This is a genomic window from Parabacteroides sp. ZJ-118 (genome assembly GCF_011038785.1).
Classification (GTDB): Bacteria; Bacteroidota; Bacteroidia; order Bacteroidales; family Tannerellaceae; genus Parabacteroides.
In genome coordinates this window covers 130,181-156,639 of the sequence record NZ_JAAKDT010000002.1, presented here as the reverse complement: position 1 = coordinate 156,639, position 26,459 = coordinate 130,181, and the positions used below count along the sequence as shown (strand labels likewise).

Here is a 26,459-nt window from a genome sequence, read left to right as displayed (position 1 = left end):
GCGTCATTTGACCTCCTCGTAATCCACATACTCTCCTTCGTCCTTGGCGAATATCTTCCTGCGATGGACGTAGGGGGAGGGGTCTGCCGCGCCCTCGTCGTCGCGGGCGGTGGCGCGACGTCCGGAAGTATCGCGGTTGGTCTGACGACGTCGCTCTCCCCCGCGCGCGCTGTTTCCGCTACCCAAGAAGAGGTTCTTGATGGTACGCAAGATGGAGAAGCCCATCAGAAACACCAACAGGACAAAGAAAAAGAATATTACAAACAGAAATTTAAACATAAGCCGATACTTAAATGGTTCTTTATATCACAAACACAAAGGTACAAATTCTTGTTTATCCCCTTTTGTTAAAAATAGACAAGACGATATACAGCAGAATGGTCCCGGAGATTCCCAGGCATCCCCACAACGCCACGAAAACGACGGCGCCGGCGATGAGCAGGTAACGAAGCTCGTTACCCCTCCACGCCAAGGATTTCACCTTCAGCGAGAACATCGGTATCTCGGACACCAGCAGCCAGGAGGAAACGAACGCCAGGAGAACCGTCAGCGACACGAACAAGCCCTCATTCGCGTGGACGACCGGCAGGACCGAGTAGCCCGCGGAAGCCCAGAACAGGGCATGCGCCGGAACCGGCAGGCCGATAAACGAGGTCGTCTGCCGCTCGTCGATATTGAACTTCGCCAAGCGCAAGCCCGAGAACAGGGGGATCACGAAGGCCAGGTAAGGGATATACGCGCTCCAGGCGCCGAAGGGCAAAGCCTTGGAGGCCTCTCCCAGCAACCAATAGACCACCATGCCCGGGGCGAGGCCGAAACTTACCATATCCGACAAGGAGTCCAATTCCTTTCCCATCGGCGAGTAGGCCTTCAGCAGACGGGCGGCGAAGCCGTCGCAGAAATCAAAGACCGCGGCCAGGATCACCCAGCCCAACGCGGATGAGAGATCGCCGCGCAGCGCCATCACGCTGGCGACACAGCCGGACAGCAGGCTCAGGCAGGTAATCGCGTTGGGAATATGTTTTCTTACACTCATTTTGACAAACGGGCTATGGGCGTTTGATTGCCGGTTACTTTTTGATCCATCTCGATCAGCACCTCCGTCCCCACCGGCAGGAAGACATCCACGCGGGAACCGAATTTAATGAAGCCCATCTGCTCGTCCACATGGCATTTCTCTCCCGGCTTGGCATAGGTGACGATGCGGCGCGCCATCGCCCCGGCGATCTGGCGGGCCAGGACATCCACGCCGTTCCTCGTGGTGATCACGACCGCCGAGCGCTCGTTCTCCGTGCTGCTCTTCGGCAGATAGGCCGCCATGAAACGGCCGCTCTGGTGGGAGACCTGCTTCACGGTACCGTTTACGGGAAACCAGTTGGCATGTACGTTGAAGATCGACATGAAGATCGATATCTGCAGGCACTCCCTGTGAAGGACCTCGTTCTCCATCACCTCCTCGATGGCGACGATCGTACCGTCGGCGGGAGCGATCACCAAGCCTTCCGAATCGTACGGGAAGCGGCGGAAAGGACTGCGGAAGAAGTTTAGCACCAACAGGAACAATCCGGCGGAGACGGAAGCGACCGAATAAAACGGCATACCCTTACCGGCCGTGTGGTACAACGTCATATTCGCGATGAATAGGATCGTGAACAACGTAAGCAGCAGACCGGTTCCCTCTTTATGTACTTTCATTCCTCTTTGACTCTGTATCGTTTTATACTTTTTTTACTAAGAATCTGCAAAAGTATTCATTTTTGCCGAATATCAAAAAAATATCACCCATTCACCGCCTCTATTTTACCCAGCGCCACGTACCAGAGGTATCCGTCGACCCGCTCGAAACCCATCTCGCGGATCAGCCGCAGGTAGTTTCTCACCTGCTCGGGATAGCGCTTGTCTTGCCGTTCGCCGAACTTGTAATCCACGACCGTCACCCTGCCCGCCTTTATCATCACCCGGTCCGGGCGTCTCGACAGGCCCTTCCCGAACAGGATCTCCACTTCGTTCAAGACGCGGGCGGAGCCGTCGTACCAGGCCTTGACCTCCTCCGCGCGCAACAACTCCGCCAGGCGGCCGACCAGCGCCGCCGCCTCCTCGCGGCCGATCACCCCGGCCACCCGGTAACGCTCCACCGAGGCGGGGATATCCTCCGGCGTGCGGATCCGGCTCAATATCTCGTGCAGCAAGGCGCCCTGCTTCCGCCGGGCGTTGTCGAAGAAGAAGCCTTTCCCGCGCAGGCGCAACCGCAGGCGGCCGTCCGGGGGGACGGAGCGCAGGCGGCTCATGGGGATCTCCTCGGGAGCGGCGCCGGAGGCCTTGTCCGGATCCGGATGCCACCATTCCCCCCGCTCAAACGTATCCGCCTCGATCTCCGCCTCCACTCCCGCCCAGAGCAGGTCGGCGATGGAGGCGATCTTCTCGACCTTGCCCGCGTCGTCGATCTTCCGCGGGCGGGGGGCGCATACGATCAGCTCCTCTTTCGCGCGGGTAAAGGCGACGTAGAGGGTGTTCAGGTTGTCGATGAACGCGTGCAGGCGCTCCCGGAAATAATCCTTGGCGAAGATCGTCCGCCCCAGGATCGGCCCGTAGCGGACGGGCACCAGGCGCAGGCGGTCGAAGGGTCTCTCCTCCGGGTGGCACCAGAGGATGACGGGCTTCGTCGGCTTGTGGTCGATCTCCCAATCCGCGAAGGGAAGGATCACGACCTTGAAGCCCAATCCCTTGGACTTGTGTACGGTCAGGACGCGGATCGCGTTCTGCCCGTCCGGGGTGGCGATCGTCTTGCGGCAGCCCGTCTCGTCCCACCATTTCAGGAAGCGGCTCAAGTCCGCGCTCTCCTTTTGGGCGTACTCGGCGACCAGGTCGAGGAAGGCTTGCGCGAATACCTGCTCCGTTTCCGGGAAGCAGGCGGAGAAGTCGCGGAAGAGCCCCTCGGCCAGCTCGTACAGGGATTGCCGGGACAGGGGGAGGAGGTTTTGGAGGGGCGGCTCGTCGTCCGCCTCGCGCGCGCCGAACCGCCCGGTCAGCACCTGGTAGGCGTAGCGCGCCCGCTTCCGGCACGTCGGGTCCTCCGGATCGCGCACGCAGCGCAGCAGGGCGATCAGGAAACGGACCGCCGGGGAGCGGCTCACGAACAGGGCATCGTCGGAGATGATGTCGTAGCGGTAGCGGCCGGACGGATGGGCCTCCTTGTAGGCCAGCAAGGTATCGGCCACGCGCGCGCCCTCTTGGTTGGTGCGCGCGAGTATGGCGATCTCCTTGAGCGCGTAGCCGTTGTCCTGCAGGCGCTCCAAGATGGCCGGCAGGCGCTCCATCGCCTCCTGCCTCCAGTCTTTCTCCGCGTCGCCGGAGAGGAACTCGATCCGCACGTGTCCCTCCTTCTGCCGCAGGGGGGGCGGTACGCGCTGCCGGCTCCGGTCGTAGGCGTCGGTGATCTTCGCGAGGAAGGGGGCGCGCGCGGACGCGCTGAGCGAGGAGCTCTCCAGCGCCTCGTTGTAGAGCGCTTGCAGGATCGCCGGGGCGGCGGTGAAGAAGGCGTTGTTGAAGTCCACGATCCGGCGGCAGCTTCGCCAATTGTCCGCCAGGGTCTCCTCGCGGCTCTGCTCCGGCCTGAAATCGGCGCGGACGCGCTCGTCCAGCAGCGTCCAGTCCGAGTTGCGGAAGCGGTAGATGCTCTGTTTCACGTCGCCGACGATCAGGTTCGTCCGGCCATTCGCCAGGCTCTCCGCCACCAGGGGGCGGAAGTTGTCCCACTGCATGCCGCTGGTGTCTTGGAACTCGTCGATCATGTAGTGGTCCACGCGCGTACCGGTCTTCTCGTAGATGAAGGGGGCGTCGCTGCCGCGGATGACCTTGTTCAGCAGCTCGGTCGTATCGGCGATCAGCAGGATGTTCTTCTCCTCGCGGTAAGCGGCGATCTGGCGGGAGATGTCGGTCAGGATCCCCAGCGTGTAGGAGTAACGCACGATCTGGCGGGCCGTGTGATAGGCCGTCAGGTCGGCGAAGAGGGAGACGACGCGCTTCACGCAGGCGTTCAGCCCCTCCGCGTAGGCGCGGCCGATGGCCTGCCGCAGGTCGGGCGGCGTCGAGCGGGTGGTATAGGCCTCGGGGTGGTCCGCCAGCGCCCGGAAGGTGGCTGTCGGCTCTTTCATCTCGCCGCCCGCCAGCCGCTCGAGGTAGAAAAGCGGGGAGCGGCTTCCTCCCTTGAAGTCCGCGGGGCTGAGGCCGGAGCGCTTGAGCAGCGCGGCGCCCTCCTCGCCGAGGCGCCGCGCCTCGGCCTCCGCGGAGCGGATGATGGCGTACAGCTCCTGTTTGTAGGCCTCCAGGGCCTGCTTGTCCGCGATCGCCTCGCCGGCCTCCTCGCGAAAGGCCCGGTAACGCTCCTTGAAAAGCTCCCGGCCGAGCGAGAGGATGTCTTGCCGCAGGCTCCAGCCGCCTCCCTCCTCGATCTTGTCCGCGGCGAAACGCAGCAGCCAGCCCAGCAGGTCCTTGCTCTCGGGCTTCTCCAGGTCGGCCAGCAGGCGATCGATCGCCTCGGTCAGGACCCGTTCCTGGTCCATCTCGATGCCATAGCCGCCCGGCAGGCCGATCTCGCGGGCGAAGGCGCGGGTGGTCTGCTGGAAGAAGCGGTCGATCGTGCTGATATTGAAGGCGGAGTAGTCGTGCAGGATCGCGACCAGGATCTTCCGGGCCTGCTCCCGCGCCTGCGGCTCCGTCAGGGAATAGGCGGCGGAGAGCGGCCGGAGGTAATCGGAGGGGCGGCCGGAGGCGAGGTGGTACAGCTCCCGGACGATGCGGCTCTTCATCTCGTCCGTCGCCTTGTTCGTGAAGGTGACGGCCAGGATCCGGCGGTAGGCGCCCGGCCGCGAGAAGAGCAGCGCGAGGTACTCCCCGGTCAGCTTATGCGTCTTGCCCGCCCCGGCGGAGGCTCTGTAGATGGTCAGCATGGCGATCGGGGGGGATTAGAGGATACGGCTTTTCGCGTAGCCCTCCTTCCGGAGGATCTCCAACACGCCGGCGCGCAGGTCGCCTTGGAGGAGGATCGTCCCCTCCTTGGCGGAGCCGCCTACGCCGCACCGCGTCTTCAGGAGCTTTCCCAGGGCGGCCAGGTCCTGCTCCGCGCCGCGGAAGCCGGTGATCAGGGTAACCGTCTTGCCGCCCCGGTTGCGTTTGTCCAGGGAGACGCGCAAGGCCTGTTTCTCTTTCGGCAGGGTCGGCTCCTCCTCCGCCTCGCCGGTATCGTACGTAAAATCGGGATTGGTGGAGTACATCACGCCCAATCGCGCTTTCCAGTCGTTCGTCTTCATAGCGTTCTTCTCTTTTAGCGTCCCAAAGATAGGAATTCTCGCGGGAAATCCGTAGCTTTGGGACATTGTTAAACCATTAAAACAGTTTACCTATGAACAAGAAACTATTTTTTATCTGGAGTATCTGCCTGCTGGCTATCGTGCCGCCGCTGGCGGGATGCGACAAGGAGAACGAGGAGGGAGAGGAACTAATCGTCGTGGAAAGATTCGAGGGGACGGATGGCATGAAAGGCGAGAGGATTCTCTTCGAGCTGGAAGACGCGCCAGCGATCGTCCTGCAAAACGACTCATACGAGGAATACGCGCTTATCGGCCTGGAGAAAACATGGAATTACACGTATCGCACCCCCTCGTTGATAGGAGTATCCAAGAAGCGATTGGGCATTGACGATCTCCCACCTCAGACTGAGATACGGGTATCTTTGTCGATCACCAATGTGGAACGAAACGTAGAGGCGAATATTTTTCCGATGGATCATTCTTTGGATCCCATAAGAAAAGCCTATTTGAAAGCTATTAGCATTCGTGAATAACTTGAAAACGCGTTCGCGCGTCCTTATCCGCGCCGGCAAGGACGGAGGTTTTTCCTACAGTATTCCATCCGGCTAAAACCTTCGGTCGGACAACACAAATTCCGTTCTACAAGCTTGAAATCTACAATCCGACAACGCGAATCCCGTTTTCCGATGGCGAAAGCTACGATTCGACAACGCGAATCCCGTTTTTTGGTGGCGAAAGCTGCGATTCGACAACGCGAATCCCGTTTTTTGATGGCGAAAGCTGCGATCCGACAACTTTTTTCGTACTTTTACGCGGGAACGGATCGGATCAAGCGACCGTTTTGACAAATACAAGACATCCTATGAGTACTTTTTACGACCGAGTAGAGCAGATCGCGAGACACGAGGGGCTGATCATGGCCGACTTCCTCCGGCGTTGCGGCATCTCCTATTCCACGCTCCGCTCCGCGCGCTTCCGGCGGCACGACCCGAGCCTGGAGACCCTCCGCCGGATCCTCAGCGCCTTCCCGAGGGTACGGACGGAGTGGCTGGCGTGGGGAAACGGGGAGATGCTCTCTCCCGCCGGCCCCTCGAAAGAGGTGGAGAGCGAAAAGATAACCCGACTGAGACAGCAGGTAGAGCGGCTGAAGGAGCTGTTGCTGGAGAAAGAGCGGAGGATCATCGAGCTGGAGATCGATCGGGAGCGGTAGGGCGCTGGATCAGCACCGTGGCGTAGGCCGAGATTCCCTCCTGCCGCCCGGTGAAGCCCAGCTTCTCGGTGGTCGTGGCCTTGATGGAGATATCGGCCTCGTCCGCGTCCAGCACCTCGGCCAGTGTCTTCCTCATCCGCGGGATATGGGGATTCAACCGCGGGCGCTCGGCGCAGACGGTGGCGTCGATATTGCCCAGCTCGTAGCCCGCCTCCCTCAACAGCCGCATGGTAGCCCGGAGCAGGAGCTTGCTGTCGATATTCTCGTAGGCGCCGTCGGTATCCGGGAAATGGTAACCGATATCCCGCAGGCCGGCCGCTCCCAGCAGGGCGTCGCAGATGGCGTGGATCAGCACGTCGGCGTCGCTGTGCCCCAGCAGGCCCAGCGTATGCTCGATCCGGATCCCGCCCAGCCACAACTCCCGGCCCGGCACCAGGGCGTGTACGTCATAACCGAAACCTACGCGTATCTTCATGCCCGTCTTATCGGAAAAGGTTCTTGATTCCATCCATGTCGAACGAGAGGGAGAAGCGCAGCGTCTGGTCCAGCGGGTTGCTCTGCACGGTGCTGATCAGATAGGCGGCGTCCAGCTGGAAAACGCTCATGCGGAAACCGGCGCCGACCGAGAAGTACTGGCGGTTTCCCTGGTACTTGTTCTCGTAGTAGTAGCCGCCGCGCACGAAGAATTGCTGGTTGTAGTTATACTCCAGGCCGATGGAGGCCATGATCTCCTCCAGCTCGCCCTTGAAGCCGTTGGGCGAGTCGCCGAAGGACTTGAAGATACCCGTGATCGGAGACATGTTGTTGTACTCGTCGTATTTCTCCCGGTAAGCGGCCTCATCCTCGGGAGTCGTGCCCTCCTGGATCGGCTCGGAGGGGACCAGGTACTTGCTCAGGTCCAGGTAGAGCCCGATCTGGTTGTAATCGTCGATCGGGTAGAGCAGGCCGGTCCCGATCTTCAGCGTCGTGGGCAGGAACTGGTTCGTGTTGCCCCCGTCGTAAGAGACCTTCGTACCGATATTGGAGATGTTGAAACCGAAGCTCCACAGGCACTCGCTATTCCCCAGGATCACGTATTTCTCCAGGTAGCCGGCGATGTCGGCGGCGAACGCGTTATCCGGCACCATATCGTCGTCCGACGAGGCGCCCATGTCCGAGCGGATGTAGCGCAAGGCGACCGCCATGGAGAACAGGTCCGACAGCTTGCGGCTGTAGCTGACGTCGAAAGCCATCTCGTAGGGATTCAGCAGGAGCTGGTTGCCGAGCCCGCCGTCGCGGTTTTCCTGCACCTCGCCCAGCGAGAAATAGCGCAACGAGGCCCCGACGGCCTGCATGTCGGAGTCGCCCAGCTTATAATAGCCGGCCAGGTAGGCCAGCGCCACGTCGTTCACCAACTTACGCAGCCAGGGCGTGTAAGAGAGCGCCACGCCGGCCTTGCTGTAGCTGAAAGCATACTTGGCGGGGTTCCAGTACTGGGCGTTCACGTCCGGCGTAGTCGCCACGCCGTTATCGCCCATGGAGCCTCCGCGGGCGTCGGGCGCGATCGACAAAGAGGGTATCGCCGTATTGATCGGGGCGAATTTATGCTTGATATCGTCCGCGCCTCCCTGGGCGTACGACGCCGTGAACGCCGTCAGGAAACCGAAAACCGCCAGAAACAGGCGGAACCTTGAAACTCTTACCATATATTCCATTCTTCTCATATTCTATGCTAAACCAACCTTTTACATCCATCCTCCCGGGGGGCGGGCGACCGGGGCACCTTCCTCCCCACGCTCACTTCTCCCCCCCCGTGCTTACTATAAACTCATTACCCGCTACTTTATTGTGCGAGAATGATTAATTTATTCGCCTTCGTCGCCTCCCTCGAGCCATTCGCGCGAATGGCCGCCCGATAGAGATAAACCCCCGGGCGCAACCGCCTGCCGCCGTTATCCGTCAGGTTCCACGTCACGACATAGGCCTTGAAGCCCTCGGAGGAGCCGCTCCGCTCCGTGCTCCACAGCAGCCTGCCGGTCCGGTCGTAAACCATCACCGTCACCCGCAGCTCCGTCTCCGGTCGATCGTGGCGCAGGTAAAACTCCACCTGGTCCCGCGCCGGGTTCGGGGTAGCGTACAGCTCGACCAGGTTCGGCCTCAACCCCTCCACCACCTCAAAGGCGAAGGTATGGGTCGTCGAGTTGTTCAAGATATCCCACACCTTGAACTCGGCCGTGTGCAGGCCCGGCTCCAGCTCGGGGATGGAGAAGCGGACCAGCCCCTCCCCCTCGCGATCGGGCGACAGCGCGTAGTCGTTGTTCAAGTTGTAGCTCCGCGAAGGCATGCTGTCGATCGTCAGCATGATATCATGCCCCACGCTGCTGCCCGTCAGGTTCACGCCGCTCTTGTCCCACAGCCTGGCCGCGAAGTAGGGCGTCGCGTTCACCGGACCGCCCGCCACGAAGCTCGAGTCGTTCAAGTAGATCTGCCGGATCTCGGGGCCGATCGTATCGGTCTCCGCGCGATCGGCGGTACCGCCTACGACGTAATTCAAGAAAGAGCCCTGCGCCTCGTGCCCGTTAACCGCGTCGGAGGCGTAGAGGTTCAGCTTCCCCGGCTCGTTCGAGTAGGAGATGTCTTTCGGCACCGTGAAGGAGAAACGGAACGTTCCCCGCCGCACCGAATCCTCCCCGATATAGAGCGCGTTCGGGTAATCCGTATACGAGAAGCGGACCGTGTCGCCCTTTTCATCCGTGTTATTGCCCAAGGTCGTCAGCGCGGCCCGGCTATCCAGCACCGTAGCCTGCAGGATACCGGTAAAGTCGCTCGCCCGGCCTCCGCGCGGATCCACGATCTCCCCCTCCACCGTCAGTTTCTCCAAGGCTTTGAAGGTAAAGGGCTCGTCCGATACGGCCCGGCCGTTCACGGCGGTCACCCGCGCCCGGTACTCCGGGTAGGAGATCCGCAAGGCGGGATCGCCGATCAGGATGAAATTGAGCTTGTTCACCCCGGAGAGCTTCCGCTTGGTCGCCATCAGGGCCTCGCCCAGCGTGCGGGCCCGCCCCTTGTCCTCCCGCTCGAACAGATCGCGGTAGAGCTCCTTGTTCAAGGCCGCGTTCGCGCTGGACACGACCACGCGGGTCGTCGTGAACAGGGCGATACCGCCACTCGCGGCGTTCAGGAAGACCGACTCTCCCGCCGAGGTGTTCACGTCGTCGAAACGGGTAAAGTCGCACGTGGCCGTCACCCAGACCGGCAGCCTCGGATAGGCCGATTGCTGGATATCCGCCTGCGTCCACACATACTCGTCGGACCAGGCGGTCGTATTCCCATGGCCCGTATAATTGATCAGCAGCTGGCCCCTCTTCAGCAGGTCGGCGATCCGATTACGCACGTCCGGATAGGTACCGCTGTTATCCCGCTTGAAGGCGTCGAAATAGACCTTGTTCGTCAGGAAAGCCTCCTGGTTCTCCTCGATAAACCGGGCCAGCTCGTCGGCTTGTCTCGCGTGATCGCTCGTGTAGTGATCCGCGTTGTTACCGTCGTCCGCCACGAAGGTGATCTGGTTTTTCCAGCGGCCCCTGTCCCGGTTCCGCATATAGCCGATCACCTTATCGACCATCCGGGCAGCCTCCGCCACCGTCCGCACGGGGAAGCGACCGACCCCTACGCACAGGCTGTTCGTCCGGGTAAGCGCCTCCTCGGACACATCCTCCAACAGCCCGTAATAATCGTCGGTCACATACGAGAACTCCGAGGGATGGAACGACGCTGAATACTCAAACAGGGAGGCTCTCGACTGATAGGTCAGCAACAGATGGTCTCTCGCTATATTTTTCACGTCCGGGCAGATCCCCCGGTTGTCGTAAATCCCGTCGCCAAACAACAACAGGTACTTGGGAGCGCTCCCGGCGGACGCGCTACGATCGTAGAACATTTTCAGGAACCGGCGGTAGGCGGTCGCGTCGGGCGTACCGCTCGAGAACTCGTTGTAGACCGACTGCGGATCCACCACCTCCACGGTCAGCCCGTCGGTCGCGCGGTGCTCCTCCGCCAAGCGTTCCGCCTGCGTCCGGAAGGCTTTCGCCGCCAGGATGATCATCTCTTTCTGCGCCAAGCCATGCAGGTTCTGGTTCTCCACCTCGCCGACCACCTCCGGGGAGGCAAACTCCTGGTCCGTCTGTACCAAGACGAACTCCCGCAAGGCACCGGCCGGGATGGAGAAGGTAAGCTCGGAGCCATTCCACTCCGCCTCCATCCGCTTCACCCGCCGGGCGTCCGTCACGTCGAAGACCAAGGTATGTTCGTTCGCGCCTTGCGCCACGAACCGGGAGACATTCCCGATAGAGGCGACGCTGCGGAAAAAGGTGTAGGCCCCGTATGGCCGCAAAGCCCGCTTGAAATGCAACCGCACGTAGTTCAGCCGCACATTGCTGTGGAAAGCGGAGTTATACGAGACGACCACGCTGTTCTTCTCGCGCTTCTCCCCCTTCCAGACCGCCGTGCCCACGCCTTCCAGCGCCTTCACGTATTCCTCCCGGTTCGAGCGGATCGAGACGTCCAGCACCTGCGACTGGTTGATGCTCAAGGAGGCGACGCCCGTGCCCGAGGGGACCTTGGATACGAAGCTCATGGTTACCTTCGCGTCTTCATTCGTGATCCCCGGGATCGAGGAGAATGTCGACAGGGTCCGGGGGGTGGCTCCGCTGAAATCCTCCCCATACAGCTCCCGGCCCGATTTCGCCAACGAGACCAGTTCCTGCTCATGCACCAGATAATCGTCGTAAGTCGTGATCCGGTTCGTGGCGCCACTCACTTGAGCCGCGGCGGTCATCTCGTCCGTCGGGGTGGCGTCGGTCACGAAGTAATAGCCGTGCGACGCATAGGGATTGTTCGTATGCACGAATGTCCGGCTCGACGCGTCGTAGGCCCATTTCACCGGCCCTTTCCCGTAAAATAACAGGTACTCCTTCCCGCGCCAGACCGGGGTGGAAGGGAGATCATCGATATACTCCTTGCTGAAATCCTCCTCCAAGGGCCATCCTCCGTAGCCGTGGACGGAGACTTTGGACGGATCCGGGAAACCCATGTCCCTCAGATCCGCGTAGGATAACTTGTAGATCCCGGTCTTACCCACCCGGATCTTCACCCATCTCCCCTCCGATAACAGGGACCTGGAAGCGTAACGGCTGCCCTCCGCCCAGGCATGCGGGCCCAGCAACAAGCCGATCAGGCATATATATATCAATCTTCTCATCTCACATAAAAATCCAGCAGCTTCCGCTCGCCGAGGTATCCCTCCAGATGATCGCCGATCTTCACGGGACCTACGCCGGCGGGTGTACCGGTATAAATCAAATCGCCCATTTTCAGCGTAAAGAAGCGACTTACGTACGCGATGATCTTATCTACCGGAAACAGCATCTCCGAGGTGTTGCCCGCCTGTACCTCCGAGCCGTTGATATCCAGATGGAACGGAAGCCGGTTTACATCCCCCGCTTGCTCCAGCGGGATAAACGTCCCGATCGCGGCCGAATGGTCAAACGCCTTGCTAATCTCCCACGGCAGCCCGCGCCCGCGCAACTCGCGCTGCAAATCCCGCGCCGTGAAATCAATACCGACCGTCACCTCTTGGTAATAACGATGCGCGAAACGCTCGGCGATATTCTTTCCCAGACGGTCGATCCGTACCACGATCTCCGTCTCATAGTGAACTTCCGACGAGAAATCCGGAATAAAAAAGGGTTTCCCATCTTTCAACAAAGCGGAGTCCGACTTCATGAAAATAGCAGGCTCCGATAACTCTAACGAATGATGCAGCTCTTTATTGTGAGCGGCATAGTTCATTCCAACGGCGATAATCTTCATATCTTAGTGATTCATTGCGTTCAACCGATTAAACATGACCGCCAGATGCGCGTACATGGAGGTGTTCTGTACCACGATCTGCTCCGGCACCCGTATGCGGAACGGGGTAAAATTCCAAAGCGCCTTGATCCCTCCCCCGATAATCCGGTCTGTCACCTCCTGCGCTTTCTCCACCGGCACGGTGATCACCCCGATCGTAGCGCCATATTCTTTTTGCTTGGCGGGAAAATCATCCATATGAAAAACGGGAATGCCGTTGATCATGCTCCCGGCCAGCTCCTCGCGGACATCAAAGCCCGCCACGATCTCCAAGCCATATTGACTCAGCCCGGTATCGTGCAACAACGAGGCGCCCAGGCTCCCGACCCCAAACAGGAATGCCTTATGCCGGGACGTGAAACCGAGGAAATCCTCCAGTACGTCGACCAACGCGTTAATATCGTATCCCACCCTCGTCTTCCCGGAGATATTCACGAAAGAGAGATCCTTGGCGACTTGACTGTGATCCACATTAATCTCCTTCGCGATCTGGGTCGATGAGATAAACGATTCCCCTCTCCCTTTCATCAGCTTTACAAACGCAAGGTACCACGGCAACCTCCTTAACGTAGGTTCCGGCACTTTCCATACCTGTCTCCTATCACCGCCGGTCATTGTCTAATTTCCCTATTCAAGTGTAACATTCGTGTTGTGAGTCCACAAAAGTACAAAATTAAAGAGATTCACCCAAAAAAGCCCCGATCGAGAAACCGACCGGGGCTTATTCTTGTCCGTTTTCTTGCCTCCCGGAAATACTGACGGAGAGCTTTAATTCTTTACTTTAGTATTAATATCCCCGCATGTTCAACCTCACGGCCTACTTGAAGACAAATCTCCGCACGGGAATTTTAGAATTATATATCTTCTTCAAATGCTTTTCGCATTCTATATCAATAGTGCCTATTTAACAACCACTTTCGTAGTCTCACCGTTAACCGTCACGAATACTACGCCTGCCGGAGCGGCGATCGTAGCATTGTCGGAAGCAACCACCTCGTTAGCAACGGTCTTACCAAGAACCGTAGCGATCGTCACGGTCTGGCCTGCGGCACCCTGTACGGTTACCGTACCGTTACCGGCGATAACCTCAACAGAAGACTCAGCCTCGATGCCTTCGTTAGCAGTCGGAGTAGAAGCGCGGTTGATTACGAAGATCTCGGCCTCATCTTGGTTTTCTGTCCAGAACAACACGTTATTCAATTGAGCCAAGTACAAGTCAGACTCTTCTTCATCAAAGAAATTGCTATTATCCTCACCTTCCTCAGCCTCCGGATCAAATTCATAATTACGAACCTTTTGCTTGGAAACGATGCGGTAAGCCTCATCGCTGACCTCAGCGGCAACCTCGAACGCGATCGCAGCCGGGTTCAACTCTACCCTATCGATGGTGTCACCATTGATAGCGATGGAATCCACACCACATACAGAAGCGGCGTTGAATGCAGCGTAGTAACCAGAGAAGCCACCCTTCTCAAATACATATTTTTCTTCTGCGTCAGCAACCTCTGCTTGGTCATATTCATCCAATTGATCGTAATCCTTAACGAAGTTTCTCGGGTTGATCAAGAAATTGCGAGTCTCAGCCTCCGGTGTAAATGTCTTTGTAGAGATGTAATACAACGGCATTGTCTCGTCGAATGTCACACAAGCAGTATCTAACCACATCGTCAACGTATCTGTCGTATACTCATCGCTCTTCAAGATAGATTGACCTACGGACTTCAAGGCTGCGTAACCATCTTTCTGGTTAGCGATCATCTTGTTATCATCCTCCAAAGTAGTGATCTGAACGTGACCGATAGCAGGAGCGCCATAAGTAGGAGCCTCTTTCGTAGCGAACTCGAAGATTACACGGTCTGTAGCGCAAAGTCCATCCTCTTCCAAAATACCGGTAGCGGCATTAGCCGTGATAGCCTTCTCTTCTGCTTCTTCACCTTCACCCGCTACGTAAACGATCTTGTATTGGTTCTCTTTGCCCGTGGCTAAGAAAGATACAACCAACGCCTCCTCTTCATTCTCAGCCAAGACAAACTTGTCATCCGACAAAGTCAAGAATTTCTTACCCAAACGATCCGTAACCTTATAAGTTGGCTTAACAACGTCGTTACCTACGGTCTCATAATCCTCACCCTCAGCTTCAGCAGCCACGACTTTCAGTTTCTGAGCATCTGCCAATTCGCTGTTCGCTACATACATTACATTCTTATTAGAAACCATGTACAAATCGTCAGCCAATTGAGATACCAGACGGAATGACAACGCGCCATTTACCTCGTCTGCCTTAGTTACTACCTTGTAACCCATCTTCTGAGCGTCTGCTACTTTCGGACCCTTCGTCAACTTAACCGTATCCGCATCGAATGCATAAAGACCTTCTTCCTCATTAATCAGATAGATAGAAGCACCTTCGCCAATCTGGGTTTCCGCATCCATCATATTAGCCATAACCGCATTTTCCTCCAAGTTCCACATGTAAGCCGGAATTGCCAAAGAAGACTTTGTATAGCCTTGTTCACCATCGCAAGTCAGCATGTAGTATCTCTTGTAGTTCGTATTCTTCACTAATTTCCCGACACTCTCACTAGCCTCCATGTCATACTTATTATAATCCTGTACATAGTAAGTATAGTCAGCATCCAAAGCCTCCGGAGCCTCTACCTCGCCAAATGTAGCCGTGGCGTCAACCATGTTGTCTTCGCCTTCAGCCACGATCGTAGCGGAAAGAACCTCCGTAGAAGAAGCGAACTTACCGGCAACCAAGGCACGAGCGGTACCATCAGTTCCTTCCGGATTCTTCGTTATACCATAAGACATACCCTTATGTGCTTTATCCTCTTTCGGATCCATAGGAGCGTATTTAGGCACAGCGTAAGGATAGATCGTCATCTTATAGCCAGAAGCGATATCCAATTTCACCTTGAAAGCGTAAAGCTCGACGGCACGGCCATTCTCTAAAAGATTTGCTGTAACAGCACTGTTCTTAGAATCGGCTTCAGCAGGTTTCGTGGGCAGAACGTCTGTTGTCAATTTCCAATATTCATCATCAGAAACGGCATTGTACCATTTAGCGGTATCCACCACGAAATACTTGCCGTTGTTCAAGCGAAGTGTAACGTAGTTTTCGATTTCTTCACCCTCAGCACCCTTAGCGGCAGCGGCACGAAAAGCCACGCCATCGATTGGGTTACCATCCAAGTCCTTATCGAAATCAAAAACAGAAGAAGTTCCATACAAACCATTGATCTGTCCAGCCGTCATTGCACCAACAGCATCCGGAGTCGCGATAGTAAACTTAGTAGCATTTTCATTTTTTTTCACAATCACACGAGTGTCACCATCCTCAACGGCACTCCCAACGACCTTACCCTCCTCATCCAAATACTGCAATTGGATAGAATAGGTCTCGCCGCCTTTGATTGCTTGGATTTCACCATTACTAGAAACCAACCATTTAGACTGGCCTCCACTTACGAAAGAGGTACCTTCCTTGGAAAGATCCAAACTCAATACGCTACCCGTAGCGTAGTTCGTAATTGTCCATACCTTGGCAGTCGTGTTATCCGTGCTACCTTCAACAAATTTCCATAAAGACTTCTTGTAAGCATCCTTCATGATGTCAGAAGAATTTGGAGCATCCGCAACTACCAAGCTATCAGCTGTTTTCGCTTTGTTCTTTACAACAGAAAGAACTTCATCACCGTTTCCAATTTTGATTTGATGCAACTTACCATCTGCCGGACCCGCCGCATAAGCGGTAAAAGTACCCAACAAGGCTGCTGCCAAAAGAGTAGAAAACTTTTTGTTCATAATACTGAAATTAATATTAATACTAGTGTTTATTAAGATAATCAAGCTATTACATCATTCGGAGGTATTCAATCCACCGTATAAAACGGCGAGCTTAAACCTTCGTTTAAATCTTGCATTTTTTTATCCTTTCGAAACAGCATTCGTATGAGGAAGCGATGGGTTTGTACGTGATAGGCTATTGTATTGATAAGAAAGCGAATAAGGATGTAAAAAAATAATGGATAAGGGTTGCAAGTGTCAAAGAAACGCGTACCTTTGCAAATGCAAGATTTAAACGAAGGTTTAAGCTCGCCGTTTTGAAGCTTTGTGAACATTAATGTACGCACGTGCATATCAACAGTTATTCCTCTCCCGGTCTAACATCTGCTGAAAACTTTCCCTTTTGACATTTTGACAATTTGTAAACTAAACCTCCCTAGAATCGATTTTTCCAGGCTAACGTACGACTCATCGGCAAATATGCGAGAAAAAATCGACAATTCGCTCATTGACAAGACAATGTCGAAAAACAACCTTTCATTCTAGCGAAAATCATTCATCGTAATTCATATCTATTGACTTTTTCAGGCGATTCCATTGGATTACGACTGGGTTCTAACAGGGTTACAATGCCCATTCACGGCTATCTCCAACCCTATTCGCGGCGGTTTACAATGCCCAACGGCAGGCATTGGCGTTGCCCAACGCAACTATACACGCGGGCTTTTGCCACATATCGTGCGTAAAAAACCGTACTTTTCCATGAAAAAGACCAATTATCACCTCCCCTTTCCCTCTATTTCGCGATGTCAGCGAAAAGGGATTGTCACGATTCAAGCCTTCTATCAAGCAAAAAGTCAGGATAACAGCCGTTTTCAAGACAAACCCTCCAGCCCTCGTTCCTCTAACCATTTGGTTAGCGAGAACAGGACTGGAGGGCTTTTCAATATCTATCAAGGGAAGAGAGATCCTTAGATTCTCTCCAATGTGGCTGTGATAAGCTCCCAGGTCTTCTGTACGGAATGAATATTCACTCGCTCGTCCGGTGAGTGCGGATGCTCCAAATCCGGCCCGATAGAAACCATATCCATATCCGGATAGGCGCCTTGGATGATACCGCATTCCAACCCGGCATGCATCACCTTTACCTCAGGTTCCTTACCGAACAAATCCTGGTAAGCAGATTGCATCAAATTCAAGATCGGGGAATTAATATTAGGCTGCCAGCCATTGTAATGACCGGACTCCTCTACCTTGGCCCCCGCCAAGGCGAATACACTCTCCAGACTTGAGCAAACAGAATCCCTGCGAGACTCGGATGAGCTACGCACCAAGAGCTTCACCTCAATCAACCCATCCGATGTCTTCACGATCGCTAAATTGGAAGAGGACTCAACCGTACCCGGGAAATCATGCAACATGCTGATCACACCATTCTGGCAACCTTCGATCGCGTTGATCAAATCATCCTGTATCTCCTCCGGGATCAACGTGGAGGGCAATTCAACCATCTCCGCGACGAAATCGATCGGATCCTCCACACCCCTATACTCCGTGCGGAACAGATCTTGGTAATCAGCCACCAGCTCCCAAAGAGACTCCACGTTATCACCCGGAATCGTTATCACGGCAGAAGCCTCGCGAGGGATAGCGTTCGGCAAGGAGCCACCCGCCACGGAAGACAAACGGGCGCCATAATCACAAACCGCCTCTTTCAAGAAACGGAAGATCAATTTATTCGCGTTCGCGCGCCCCAGGTGAATATCCACGCCGGAATGGCCTCCTTTCAAGCCGGCCAAGCTAACCTTGACGGCCACGTCGCCTTCCGGGATATACGTATCTTCCTTGAACTGGAAAGAGATATTCACGTTGACGCCACCCGCGCAACCTACGAACAACTCCCCTTCCTGCTCGGAATCGCAATTCAATAAAACATCACCCGTTAAGAAACGCGGTTTTAAGCCAAAAGCGCCGTCCATGCCCTGTTCCTCATCGATCGTGAACAAGGCCTCGATCGGCCCGTGGCGCAAGCTGTCGTCCGCCAACACGGCCATCGCCAGCGCGGCGCCCATGCCATTGTCCGCCCCCAAAGTCGTCTCGCGGGCCGTCACCCAATCACCGTCTATATAAGCGTCGATCGGATCTTTCTCGAAATCATGCTTTACAGAAGCGTTCTTTTGAGGAACCATATCCAGATGAGACTGCAACGTCACGGTCTTACGACCTTCCATTCCGGGCGTAGCCGGCTTACGGATCAATACGTTACCCACCTCATCTTGCAGGGTTTCCAATCCCAATCCTTTACCAAAGGATATCACAAAACGGGTTACTGCCTCCATATGTCCGGTCGGACGGGGGATTTGCGTAAGGTCATAAAAATAACCCCATACATGCTTCGGAGATAGATCTTTGATTTCTGCTGACATAGATGTTAATAATTTAGTTCAGTTCATATTTAATACATACCTTGTATTCATCGCGAAACAACGACCGGAGCCTCTTTGCTCTCCCGGTTGATAAGCGGCAGAGCCACCACGCCGAACAACCCGCACAATCCCGTCCATGCCGTCTGTACCGTATGGACGACCAGGGCGAACGCCGCGGCGTCGTTCTCGTTCACGCCGAAACAAACCAAGGTAGCGATCACCATGAAATGCCACGGCCCGATACCGCCCTGGACAGGCACCGCCACGCCGATACTGCTCATCGTAAACGTGATCAGCCCGACCACGATACCCAGGTCCTTGGTAAAGTCGAACGCATAGAACGTTATATAGAAGTAACAGAAATACCCCCCCCAAATCAATAACGTCTCTATCACGAAACGCACCTTATGCTCCATGTACCAGATACTCTTCATACCGGTCCATACATTCTTCAACATGCCTTTGGCTTTCTGTACCAGCGTAAAATTACTCATATAAGTGAATACAAACCAAATTACAACGACAAAAATTATCACCGCCCCATAAATCCACATCGAATTGAACATGGATTGGAACCCTTCGAGCAAAGCCGGGTTCTTGGCGAAGAAACTCGTAAAGAAGCTTATATTGAATATGAATATCAGCAAGGTTATCAAACCGACCATGAGCGTATCGCTCACACGGTCGATCAACAGCGTACCTAAAAGTTTGGTAAACGAGACCTTATCGTATTTCGTGATCACGCCACAACGCCAAACCTCACCGACACGGGGCAATACCAGATTCACCGCGTAATTACCCAGCACGGCGTAAATCACGTTGCTCATCTTGAAACGCTCGCCCAAGGAATTGATCAGCAATCCCCACCGTAAGCCGCGGACGATATTGGCGAATAAGCCAAACAGTAAAGAAACCAAAATAATGTCGTAACGGACCCCCTCCTTGACGACTCGCCAAATCTCGGTGATATCCATTTCCCGATACAAAAACCAAAGGAGGAAACAGCCGAAGGCTAAAGGTAGAATTATCTTCAGGAACGTACGTAGAATGCTCTTAAAATCCATTAGGCATAGGGAACTTTAAATTATTTATTGTACTTTTGCGCATCCGCGAAGATAAGCATAATATTTAAAAACAAACACATTACACCGAAAAGTGGATGAGATTAGTTAAACCCAAAAAAGCATTAGGACAACATTTCCTAAAGGATCTGCAAATAGCACAGCGTATTGCGGGCACACTCGATACCTTCAAATCCTTGCCGGTCTTGGAGATCGGGCCGGGGATGGGAGTCCTTACCCGGTTCTTGCTGGAGGCGGGGCATGATTTGACCGTTGTCGAGTTGGACCTGGAATCCGTAGGTTACCTGAACCGGAATTTCCCCGATCTGGAAGGGCGCATCATCGCCGAGGATTTCCTGAGATTGGATCTCTCGAAACTATTCCCGGGTCCGTTTTGCGTGATCGGTAATTATCCCTATAATATTTCCAGCCAGATATTCTTCAAGGTCCTCGATTATAAGGATCGGATTCCCTGTTGCTCGGGGATGTTACAAAAAGAGGTGGCGGAACGCCTGGCGGCGGGTCCCGGCAGCAAGACGTACGGAATCCTGAGCGTATTGCTCCAAGCTTGGTACGACGTGGAATACCTCTTTACCGTCAGCGAGAATGTATTCGATCCGCCACCAAAGGTAAAAAGCGCCGTATTGAGAATGACCCGTAACGACCGCGGGGAGCTGGGATGCGACGAGAGGTTATTCAAGACCGTGGTAAAGACCTCATTCAACCAACGAAGGAAAACGCTTCGTAATTCCATGAAACCTCTATTGGGTAGTGATTGCCCGGATTACGCCTTGCCGATATTCGACAAGCGCCCGGAGCAGTTGTCCGTAGAGCAATTCGTAGAACTGACCTTGATCAGCCAAAAGCACCTGGGGAAGCAGGCTGTTGATGTCCTATAATAACATAAGAGTCCCATGATCGAACTGACGAAAGATTACATCGAGAACCTGAAAAGCATCATCGAGGCCAAAGATGACGCGAAGGCACAGGAGGTGCTGCATGAACTGTATCCTGCCGATATAGCCGAGCTTTATCAAGAACTGAACTTGCAAGAGGCCATTTATCTCTATCTATTGATGGATGGCGACAAGGCGGCGGATGTCTTGATGGAGCTGGATGAGGAAGACCGTCATAAATTATTGAAGGAACTTCCCAATGAGCTTATCGCCAAGCGTTTCGTAGACAACATGGAAACGGATGACGCCGTTGACCTGATGCGTGAGTTGGACGAGGACACCCAAGAGGAGATCCTTTCGCATATCGAAGACGTAGAGCAGGCCGGCGACATCGTGGACTTGCTGAAATACGACGAGGACACCGCCGGTGGTTTGATGGGTACCGAGATGATCGTGGTGAATGAGAATTGGAGTATGCCCAAATGTATCGACGAGATGCGCAAGCAGGCGGAGGAGATGAGCGAGATCTATTATGTATATGTAGTGGACGACGACGAGCGGCTGAAAGGCGTGCTCCCCCTGAAGAAACTGATCACCCACCCATCTGTCTCCAAGATCAAGCACGTCATGAAAAAAGAGCCGATCTCCGTTCGCGACAGCGACAGTATCGAGGAGGTTACGGAGACCATCGAAAAATACGATTTGGTAGCCTTGCCCGTAATCGATAGTATCGGACGTCTGGTAGGACGTATCACGATCGACGACGTCATGGATGAGGTGCGCGAGCAACACGAGCGCGATTATCAGTTGGCATCCGGTATCTCGCAAGACGTGGAGACCTCGGATAATGTATTCACCCAAACCGCCGCCCGCCTGCCTTGGCTGCTGATCGGCATGATCGGAGGGCTGGGCAACTCCGTTATCCTCGGTAGTTTCGAGAGCAGTTTCGCCACGAACCCGAAGATGGCGCTATTTATCCCGCTGATCGGTGGTACCGGTGGGAACGTGGGTATACAATCTTCCGCTATCGTGGTACAGGGTTTGGCAAACAACACCTTGAAGGAGGGGAATATCGTACCGCAAATCCTAAAAGAGTCCGTAGTCTCGTTAATCAATGCCAGCATCATCAGCCTGGTCGTGTTCATTTACAACTTCTTCATGCTGGGAGACCGGGGGATCACAGCCTCCGTATCTTTAAGCCTATTCGCCGTCGTAATATTCGCCAGCATATTCGGCACGTTGGTTCCCATGACCTTGGATAAGCTGAAGATAGATCCGGCCTTGGCGACCGGACCGTTTATCACCATTACCAACGATATTATCGGCATGATGATTTATATGTTCATCACCTCCGCATTGGCTTGACAGGTATTACGACCGCAGGCCCGGTTCCGGTTATTCGATTGATTTGCAACTATTTTTCCATATAAATACGCAAAACTTTTTGCTACTTTAACAGGAATATACTACTTTTGCACGCGAATATTATCAAGGATTACTCTATAACATCCATAAATAAAGAAAATAAATATGATCAATTCACAAGACATTAAGAAAGGAACTTGTATCCGTTTGGACGGAAAACTCTATTTCTGCGTCGATTTCCTTCACGTAAAACCGGGTAAAGGTAACACCATCATGCGTACGACATTAAAAGATGTCGTAAAAGGCGGTCAGATCGAGCGTCGCTTCAACATCGGCGAGAAGCTGGAAGATGTACGTGTAGAACGTCGCCCGTATCAGTTCACTTATACGGAAGGCGATCATTATCATTTCATGAACCAAGAGACATTCGACGACGTGATCATCGACAAGAACCTGATCAACGGTGTTGATTTCATGAAAGAGGGAGAAATCGTGGACGTTGTCTCTGACGCGTCTACCGACACGGTTCTTTTCGCCGACATGCCTGTCAAGGTTCAGTTAAAAGTTACTTACACGGAACCGGGCGTTAAAGGCGACACCGCTACTAACACCTTGAAACCGGCGACCGTAGAGACGGGCGCGGAGGTTCGCGTCCCGTTGTTCATCAACGAAGGCGAGATCATTGAGATCAATACGACCGATGGCTCTTACGTAGGCCGCATCCGCGAGTAATCCCGCTCTTGTCAAAAATATACGGTTCCCGCTTGACAAGCAGGCGGGAACCGTTTTTTAACCTCATCTAAACCATTCCCGACTATGAGAGAAACAACGAAAAGACTTTCCATCAAGGAATGGGCCGAAGAAGACAGGCCCCGCGAGAAAATGCTTCAAAAAGGCGCTACCGCGTTGAGCGACGCCGAATTGATCGCCATACTGATCGGCTCCGGAAACAACAAGGAGACAGCCGTACAACTCGCTCAACGGATACTTCACTCCGTAAACAACGATCTGAATAAGCTGGCCAAGCTTTCTGTCAAGCAGCTTACGACCTGCTTCAAGGGAATCGGCGAGGCAAAAGCCGTCGCCATATGCGCCGCCTTGGAGTTGGGGAAACGACGGGGAGCCTCCGAGGGTCTTCAAGCGAAGCAGATACGTAGCAGCAAGGATGCGTATCTGTCGCTGCAAGCTGAATTGCGAGACCTACCCTACGAAGAGCTATGGATCATACTCACCAATCCGGCCAACCGGATACTGAAGAAATGCAAAATCAGTCAAGGCGGTATCAATTCTTCCGCCGCCGACATTCGCCTCATCCTGAAAACCGCATTGATGGAAACCGCTACCGGATTCATCCTCTGCCATAACCACCCCTCCGGAAACATCCGGCCCAGCCGGCAAGACGACACGCTGACCGAGCAGGTACAAAAAGCGGCCAAGATCGTGGATCTTATCTTATTGGATCACATAATCTTGGCCGATGGAATCTATTACAGTTACGCGGACGAAGGCAAGCTTCGCTAACCTCCGCCGGAAGGGATCAGAACGTATATCCGAACGTAAAGCTCACTTGGTGGTTACGGATCCGGAGATCATTCTGATCCTTATGGTATTTGCCCAAAGCCAAATCATAGCCGATCTGGAAAGAGACGCGTCTCACCTCGACACCCACCGAGGACGTACCTCCCCAATCGAAACGGGGAGCGCCTTTCAGCGTAATGCCATTGTCCAGCTTCTTCTCCTTAAAGGGGTTGAAATCATAGTCATGACTATAGTCTACCTTATTATCCAAGGTCTGAAAGACCGACACGGTACCCCCTAACGCAACCGCCACATACGGACCTACCGCCAGATTCAAACGGACATCATCGCAAAGATTAAATCCCCAATGCGCCATGACAGGTAATTGCAGGTTATAACGCGTCATCTCGCCGGCACTAACCCCGACGGTATGCTTGCCTCCCTCACCGCCCATAACAGCTTGACCATAGCCCCCAGGATAAAACTCATTTTGATAGCCATGATAATTGTACCCGTCATTCCAGGTATGCAGATCTCCCTTTTGCATCAACAGATACAAGCCGGACTTCAGGCCAAAAGAGGGTCTGTTTCCTCGCGCCTCCTTTATCTGGTACAATACTCCGGCACCGACCTTGAATCCCAAGGTTGTCTCACTTTTCCCCTCATTCTCCTTGTTCACGGTCAGACCGGCTTCCGGCGTAACCGACCAACGAGACTGGGCATTCACCACTACACTACTTAGGGCCGCGGCCACTAACAGAATCAACTTTTTCATATCTCTCATCTATTTTTATAAGGATGTTTTGTATCTACAAGACAAGCGCGACGGCCAAAACCCCTACTCCTCCCTCCCTCTTTTTTCTTTAAACCTTCCCTACGGACACAAGCGTTAATAGTCTCAAATAAGCATCGCCAACTCTCAACTATTTCGTAAGTTTGCAGCTCAGTACAGGATTCACGAACGTATAAAAGAAAATGAACAACGAATTTCTCCAAACAGAAGAAGCGATCGTCGCTATGCTGAAGACGGTATACGACCCGGAAATACCCGTAAACGTATACGATCTCGGCCTTATCTATAAAGTAGATATCGACGCGGAAAAGAACGTACGCATCGATATGACCCTCACCGCCCCGAACTGCCCGGCTGCCGATTTCCTATTGGAAGATGTCCGTATGAAGGTGGAGACAGTCGACGGAGTGAACAACGTAGAGGTAAACCTCGTCTTCGAGCCGGAATGGGACAAGGAGATGATGACGGAGGAGGCTAAATTGGAACTCGGTTTTCTATGAAGATATATTTCGCCTCAGACGCGCATCTAGGAGCCCGTTTTCACAAAGATCCTTTGGCCATCGAGAAGAAACTGGTGCGTTGGCTGGACAGCATCCGGGAAGACGCGTCCGCCATTTGGTTCCTGGGGGATCTATTCGACTATTGGTACGAATACAAATATGTCGTACCGAAAGGTCACGTGCGTTTTTTGGGGAAGCTGGCCGAGTTGGCGGACAGCGGCATAGAGATCCATATCTTTACCGGCAACCACGATATCTGGATGTTCGACTACTTACCGAAAGAGATCGGCGCCATCATCCATCGGGATACCTTGACGGTCGATTTATTGGGGAAACGTTTCTTTCTCGGGCATGGCGATGAGGTGGATTTCCGGAGCAAGGCCTTCCGCCTGATCCGGTCAGTCTTCCGGAACAGGTTCTGTCAATGGCTCTACGCGGGTATCCATCCTCGCTGGACGTTCGGATTCGCCTTGGGCTGGTCGCTCAACAGCCGGAAGAGCGGGCTGGAGAAGCAAGAGGCCCAGACGTATCAAGGCGAGGAGGCCGAATATATGGTCACCTTCGCCAAGGAATACCTGAAGGTGCATCCCGACATCAACTTCTTCATTTTCGGCCATCGCCACATCCTGCTGGACTTGATGCTCAGCCGTACCTCCCGCATCCTGATAGCCGGGGATTGGATGCGATACTTCTCTTACATCGTATGGGACGGCGAGAAGCTATATCTGGATCAGTTCTTGGAGGAGACAGACGGACAAGCTTGTCCCAATAAATAAGACAACGCTGTCCCAACCCATGGGACAACGTTGTATGATCACCTTATACAGTACTGTATGATCACATCATACAACGCTGCCCGGGGACTATCGGCTTACTTTACCGGGATATAGCCGACCTGCTTCACCGTCGCCTGTCCTTCGGCCGACATTACGTAATCGATGAACGGTCGCACTTTAGAGGCGTTCTTCGTCTCGTAGTAGTAGAACAACGGACGGACAATCGGATAGGTCTTGTTCCGCGCGTTCTCCGCAGAAGGCTCCACGTAAGATTTTCCGGCATCGTACGATACATGGATCGGTTTCACCTCCCGGTTCAAATAAGCCAGGCCTACATAGCCGATGGCTCCTTTCGTCTGGCTCACGCTCTGGATAATGGCGCCCGTAGCCGGCATGCTCAAGATACCGTTCATATAGTTCTTGTTTTTCAACACGCTCTCCTTGAAGAACTCGTAGGTTCCGGAAGAGGTCTCGCGGGAATAGGCCACGATCTTCATATCCGCGCCACCCACCTCTTTCCAGTTCTTGATCTTGCCGGTAAAGATGCCCTCCAATTGCTCCCGGGTCAGGTTCGACACTCGGTTGGAAGGATGCACGACTACAGCCAGGGCGTCATAGGCGATCACCTCCTCCTTTGTCTTCTTTCCGGCCTCTTGCAACTTCATACGCTCATCAAATTTCATCTTACGGGAAGCCATCGCGATGTCCGTCGTACCCTCCAGCAAGGCGGAGATACCCACGCCGGAGCCCCCCCCCGTCACCGTGATCTTGGCGGCTTTGTTTTTATTCATGAAATTCTCGGCTTCAGTCTGAGTAAGAGGCAAACAAGTATCGCTACCCTTTATCTTCTGGGCAAACACATTCGTAGCGAACAAACAGGCTGCCACGGCAGCTAATAAAATCGTCTTCTTCATTCCTTTGTATTTATCT

The 26,459-nt window shown here is 54.2% G+C and carries 23 protein-coding genes; 8 read left to right on the top strand and 15 right to left on the bottom strand.

The annotated features are described in order from the left end of the window. Nucleotides 1-3: 3 nt before the first annotated feature. The 5 genes from G7Y39_RS01515 to G7Y39_RS01495 form a co-directional block, all read right to left on the bottom strand. A complete protein-coding gene (locus G7Y39_RS01515; RefSeq protein WP_165154379.1) occupies nt 4-279 on the bottom strand; it encodes a DUF4834 family protein in 276 nt (91 codons plus the stop codon). A gap of 55 nt (nt 280-334) precedes the next feature. Beyond that, nucleotides 335-1,036 (bottom strand): phosphatidylcholine/phosphatidylserine synthase, encoded by a 702-nt coding sequence (locus tag G7Y39_RS01510; protein WP_165154377.1) that lies wholly within the window; start codon nt 1,034-1,036, stop codon nt 335-337. After that, complete coding sequence (locus G7Y39_RS01505) at nt 1,033-1,695, bottom strand: phosphatidylserine decarboxylase family protein (protein ID WP_165154375.1); 663 nt, start codon at nt 1,693-1,695, stop codon at nt 1,033-1,035. The genes G7Y39_RS01510 and G7Y39_RS01505 overlap by 4 nt, the downstream gene beginning before the upstream one ends. Nucleotides 1,696-1,778: 83 nt before the next feature. Then, nucleotides 1,779-4,949 (bottom strand): exodeoxyribonuclease V subunit beta, encoded by a 3,171-nt coding sequence (locus tag G7Y39_RS01500; RefSeq protein WP_165154373.1) that lies wholly within the window; start codon nt 4,947-4,949, stop codon nt 1,779-1,781. 15 nt (nt 4,950-4,964) lie between these two features. Beyond that, complete coding sequence (locus G7Y39_RS01495; RefSeq protein ID WP_165154471.1) at nt 4,965-5,309, bottom strand: translation initiation factor; 345 nt, start codon at nt 5,307-5,309, stop codon at nt 4,965-4,967. Nucleotides 5,310-5,401: 92 nt separating this feature from the next. Here G7Y39_RS01495 and G7Y39_RS01490 point away from each other — a divergent pair, with 92 nt between their 5' ends. After that, nucleotides 5,402-5,842 (top strand): hypothetical protein, encoded by a 441-nt coding sequence (locus tag G7Y39_RS01490; protein ID WP_165154371.1) that lies wholly within the window; start codon nt 5,402-5,404, stop codon nt 5,840-5,842. A gap of 308 nt (nt 5,843-6,150) precedes the next feature. Then, complete coding sequence (locus tag G7Y39_RS01485) at nt 6,151-6,519, top strand: hypothetical protein (RefSeq protein WP_165154369.1); 369 nt, start codon at nt 6,151-6,153, stop codon at nt 6,517-6,519. Here the strand turns inward: G7Y39_RS01485 and ispF are convergent. The 8 genes from ispF to G7Y39_RS01445 form a co-directional block, all read right to left on the bottom strand. Continuing rightward, nucleotides 6,488-6,994: a 2-C-methyl-D-erythritol 2,4-cyclodiphosphate synthase gene (gene ispF, locus G7Y39_RS01480; protein WP_165154469.1), complete on the bottom strand. Its 507-nt coding sequence runs from the start codon at nt 6,992-6,994 to the stop codon at nt 6,488-6,490. The two genes, G7Y39_RS01485 and ispF, sit on opposite strands and share 32 nt — an antisense overlap. A gap of 7 nt (nt 6,995-7,001) precedes the next feature. Then, nucleotides 7,002-8,204: a type IX secretion system outer membrane channel protein PorV gene (gene porV, locus G7Y39_RS01475; RefSeq protein WP_165154467.1), complete on the bottom strand. Its 1,203-nt coding sequence runs from the start codon at nt 8,202-8,204 to the stop codon at nt 7,002-7,004. 137 nt (nt 8,205-8,341) lie between these two features. Further along, complete coding sequence (gene porU, locus G7Y39_RS01470) at nt 8,342-11,755, bottom strand: type IX secretion system sortase PorU (protein ID WP_165154367.1); 3,414 nt, start codon at nt 11,753-11,755, stop codon at nt 8,342-8,344. Then, nucleotides 11,752-12,366, bottom strand: a complete 615-nt coding sequence (locus G7Y39_RS01465; protein WP_165154365.1) for a fumarylacetoacetate hydrolase family protein — start codon at nt 12,364-12,366, stop codon at nt 11,752-11,754. Before G7Y39_RS01465 ends, porU begins: the two co-directional genes overlap by 4 nt. Before the next feature lie 3 nt (nt 12,367-12,369). Continuing rightward, nucleotides 12,370-13,020, bottom strand: coding sequence for a redox-sensing transcriptional repressor Rex (locus G7Y39_RS01460; RefSeq protein WP_165154363.1), 651 nt, complete (start codon nt 13,018-13,020; stop codon nt 12,370-12,372). A 285-nt stretch (nt 13,021-13,305) separates the two neighbouring features. Beyond that, entirely contained in the window at nt 13,306-16,212 is a 2,907-nt protein-coding gene (locus tag G7Y39_RS01455) for a DUF6383 domain-containing protein (RefSeq protein ID WP_165154361.1), read from the bottom strand. Between the two features lie 953 nt (nt 16,213-17,165). Next, nucleotides 17,166-18,620 (bottom strand): aminoacyl-histidine dipeptidase, encoded by a 1,455-nt coding sequence (locus tag G7Y39_RS01450; protein ID WP_165154359.1) that lies wholly within the window; start codon nt 18,618-18,620, stop codon nt 17,166-17,168. A gap of 47 nt (nt 18,621-18,667) precedes the next feature. Further along, nucleotides 18,668-19,684: a lysylphosphatidylglycerol synthase transmembrane domain-containing protein gene (locus G7Y39_RS01445; protein ID WP_165154357.1), complete on the bottom strand. Its 1,017-nt coding sequence runs from the start codon at nt 19,682-19,684 to the stop codon at nt 18,668-18,670. 95 nt (nt 19,685-19,779) lie between these two features. Between G7Y39_RS01445 and rsmA the strand changes: the two genes are divergently transcribed. From rsmA to radC, 4 genes are all read left to right on the top strand, one after another. Further along, nucleotides 19,780-20,580 (top strand): 16S rRNA (adenine(1518)-N(6)/adenine(1519)-N(6))-dimethyltransferase RsmA, encoded by an 801-nt coding sequence (gene rsmA, locus G7Y39_RS01440; RefSeq protein WP_165154355.1) that lies wholly within the window; start codon nt 19,780-19,782, stop codon nt 20,578-20,580. Between the two features lie 15 nt (nt 20,581-20,595). Then, nucleotides 20,596-21,942 (top strand): magnesium transporter, encoded by a 1,347-nt coding sequence (gene mgtE / locus G7Y39_RS01435; protein WP_165154353.1) that lies wholly within the window; start codon nt 20,596-20,598, stop codon nt 21,940-21,942. A 165-nt stretch (nt 21,943-22,107) separates the two neighbouring features. Then, entirely contained in the window at nt 22,108-22,674 is a 567-nt protein-coding gene (efp, locus tag G7Y39_RS01425; protein WP_165154352.1) for an elongation factor P, read from the top strand. A gap of 84 nt (nt 22,675-22,758) precedes the next feature. Next, nucleotides 22,759-23,463, top strand: coding sequence for a DNA repair protein RadC (gene radC / locus G7Y39_RS01420; RefSeq protein ID WP_165154350.1), 705 nt, complete (start codon nt 22,759-22,761; stop codon nt 23,461-23,463). A gap of 16 nt (nt 23,464-23,479) precedes the next feature. On the opposite strand, the gene G7Y39_RS01415 is transcribed toward radC, so the two are convergent. Next, a complete protein-coding gene (locus G7Y39_RS01415; protein ID WP_165154348.1) occupies nt 23,480-24,235 on the bottom strand; it encodes a porin family protein in 756 nt (251 codons plus the stop codon). A gap of 200 nt (nt 24,236-24,435) precedes the next feature. Here G7Y39_RS01415 and G7Y39_RS01410 point away from each other — a divergent pair, with 200 nt between their 5' ends. After that, nucleotides 24,436-24,753 (top strand): metal-sulfur cluster assembly factor, encoded by a 318-nt coding sequence (locus G7Y39_RS01410; protein ID WP_165154346.1) that lies wholly within the window; start codon nt 24,436-24,438, stop codon nt 24,751-24,753. Further along, the gene (locus tag G7Y39_RS01405) at nt 24,750-25,529 is read left to right on the top strand and encodes a UDP-2,3-diacylglucosamine diphosphatase (RefSeq protein WP_165154335.1); all 780 of its coding nucleotides are present in this window, start codon (nt 24,750-24,752) and stop codon (nt 25,527-25,529) included. Before G7Y39_RS01410 ends, G7Y39_RS01405 begins: the two co-directional genes overlap by 4 nt. Before the next feature lie 95 nt (nt 25,530-25,624). Here the strand turns inward: G7Y39_RS01405 and G7Y39_RS01400 are convergent, their stop codons facing one another. Next, a complete protein-coding gene (locus G7Y39_RS01400) occupies nt 25,625-26,443 on the bottom strand; it encodes a PstS family phosphate ABC transporter substrate-binding protein (protein ID WP_165154333.1) in 819 nt (272 codons plus the stop codon). Nucleotides 26,444-26,459: the final 16 nt, after the last annotated feature.

What these genes read in the sequence shown, in the direction of transcription:
- G7Y39_RS01500 (WP_165154373.1), bottom strand. Translation starts at nt 4,949, where the DNA reads ATGCTGACCATCTACAGAGCCTCCGCCGGGGCGGGCAAGACGCATAAG.
- rsmA (WP_165154355.1), top strand. Translation starts at nt 19,780, where the DNA reads ATGAGATTAGTTAAACCCAAAAAAGCATTAGGACAACATTTCCTAAAG.
- G7Y39_RS01445 (WP_165154357.1), bottom strand. Translation starts at nt 19,684, where the DNA reads ATGGATTTTAAGAGCATTCTACGTACGTTCCTGAAGATAATTCTACCT.
- G7Y39_RS01465 (WP_165154365.1), bottom strand. Translation starts at nt 12,366, where the DNA reads ATGAAGATTATCGCCGTTGGAATGAACTATGCCGCTCACAATAAAGAG.
- G7Y39_RS01400 (WP_165154333.1), bottom strand. Translation starts at nt 26,443, where the DNA reads ATGAAGAAGACGATTTTATTAGCTGCCGTGGCAGCCTGTTTGTTCGCT.
- G7Y39_RS01460 (WP_165154363.1), bottom strand. Translation starts at nt 13,020, where the DNA reads ATGACCGGCGGTGATAGGAGACAGGTATGGAAAGTGCCGGAACCTACG.
- G7Y39_RS01415 (WP_165154348.1), bottom strand. Translation starts at nt 24,235, where the DNA reads ATGAAAAAGTTGATTCTGTTAGTGGCCGCGGCCCTAAGTAGTGTAGTG.
- mgtE (WP_165154353.1), top strand. Translation starts at nt 20,596, where the DNA reads ATGATCGAACTGACGAAAGATTACATCGAGAACCTGAAAAGCATCATC.
- G7Y39_RS01450 (WP_165154359.1), bottom strand. Translation starts at nt 18,620, where the DNA reads ATGTCAGCAGAAATCAAAGATCTATCTCCGAAGCATGTATGGGGTTAT.
- G7Y39_RS01515 (WP_165154379.1), bottom strand. Translation starts at nt 279, where the DNA reads ATGTTTAAATTTCTGTTTGTAATATTCTTTTTCTTTGTCCTGTTGGTG.
- G7Y39_RS01405 (WP_165154335.1), top strand. Translation starts at nt 24,750, where the DNA reads ATGAAGATATATTTCGCCTCAGACGCGCATCTAGGAGCCCGTTTTCAC.
- ispF (WP_165154469.1), bottom strand. Translation starts at nt 6,994, where the DNA reads ATGAAGATACGCGTAGGTTTCGGTTATGACGTACACGCCCTGGTGCCG.
- G7Y39_RS01510 (WP_165154377.1), bottom strand. Translation starts at nt 1,036, where the DNA reads ATGAGTGTAAGAAAACATATTCCCAACGCGATTACCTGCCTGAGCCTG.
- G7Y39_RS01505 (WP_165154375.1), bottom strand. Translation starts at nt 1,695, where the DNA reads ATGAAAGTACATAAAGAGGGAACCGGTCTGCTGCTTACGTTGTTCACG.
- G7Y39_RS01490 (WP_165154371.1), top strand. Translation starts at nt 5,402, where the DNA reads ATGAACAAGAAACTATTTTTTATCTGGAGTATCTGCCTGCTGGCTATC.
- G7Y39_RS01455 (WP_165154361.1), bottom strand. Translation starts at nt 16,212, where the DNA reads ATGAACAAAAAGTTTTCTACTCTTTTGGCAGCAGCCTTGTTGGGTACT.
- G7Y39_RS01410 (WP_165154346.1), top strand. Translation starts at nt 24,436, where the DNA reads ATGAACAACGAATTTCTCCAAACAGAAGAAGCGATCGTCGCTATGCTG.
- G7Y39_RS01495 (WP_165154471.1), bottom strand. Translation starts at nt 5,309, where the DNA reads ATGAAGACGAACGACTGGAAAGCGCGATTGGGCGTGATGTACTCCACC.
- radC (WP_165154350.1), top strand. Translation starts at nt 22,759, where the DNA reads ATGAGAGAAACAACGAAAAGACTTTCCATCAAGGAATGGGCCGAAGAA.
- porV (WP_165154467.1), bottom strand. Translation starts at nt 8,204, where the DNA reads ATGGTAAGAGTTTCAAGGTTCCGCCTGTTTCTGGCGGTTTTCGGTTTC.
- porU (WP_165154367.1), bottom strand. Translation starts at nt 11,755, where the DNA reads ATGAGAAGATTGATATATATATGCCTGATCGGCTTGTTGCTGGGCCCG.
- efp (WP_165154352.1), top strand. Translation starts at nt 22,108, where the DNA reads ATGATCAATTCACAAGACATTAAGAAAGGAACTTGTATCCGTTTGGAC.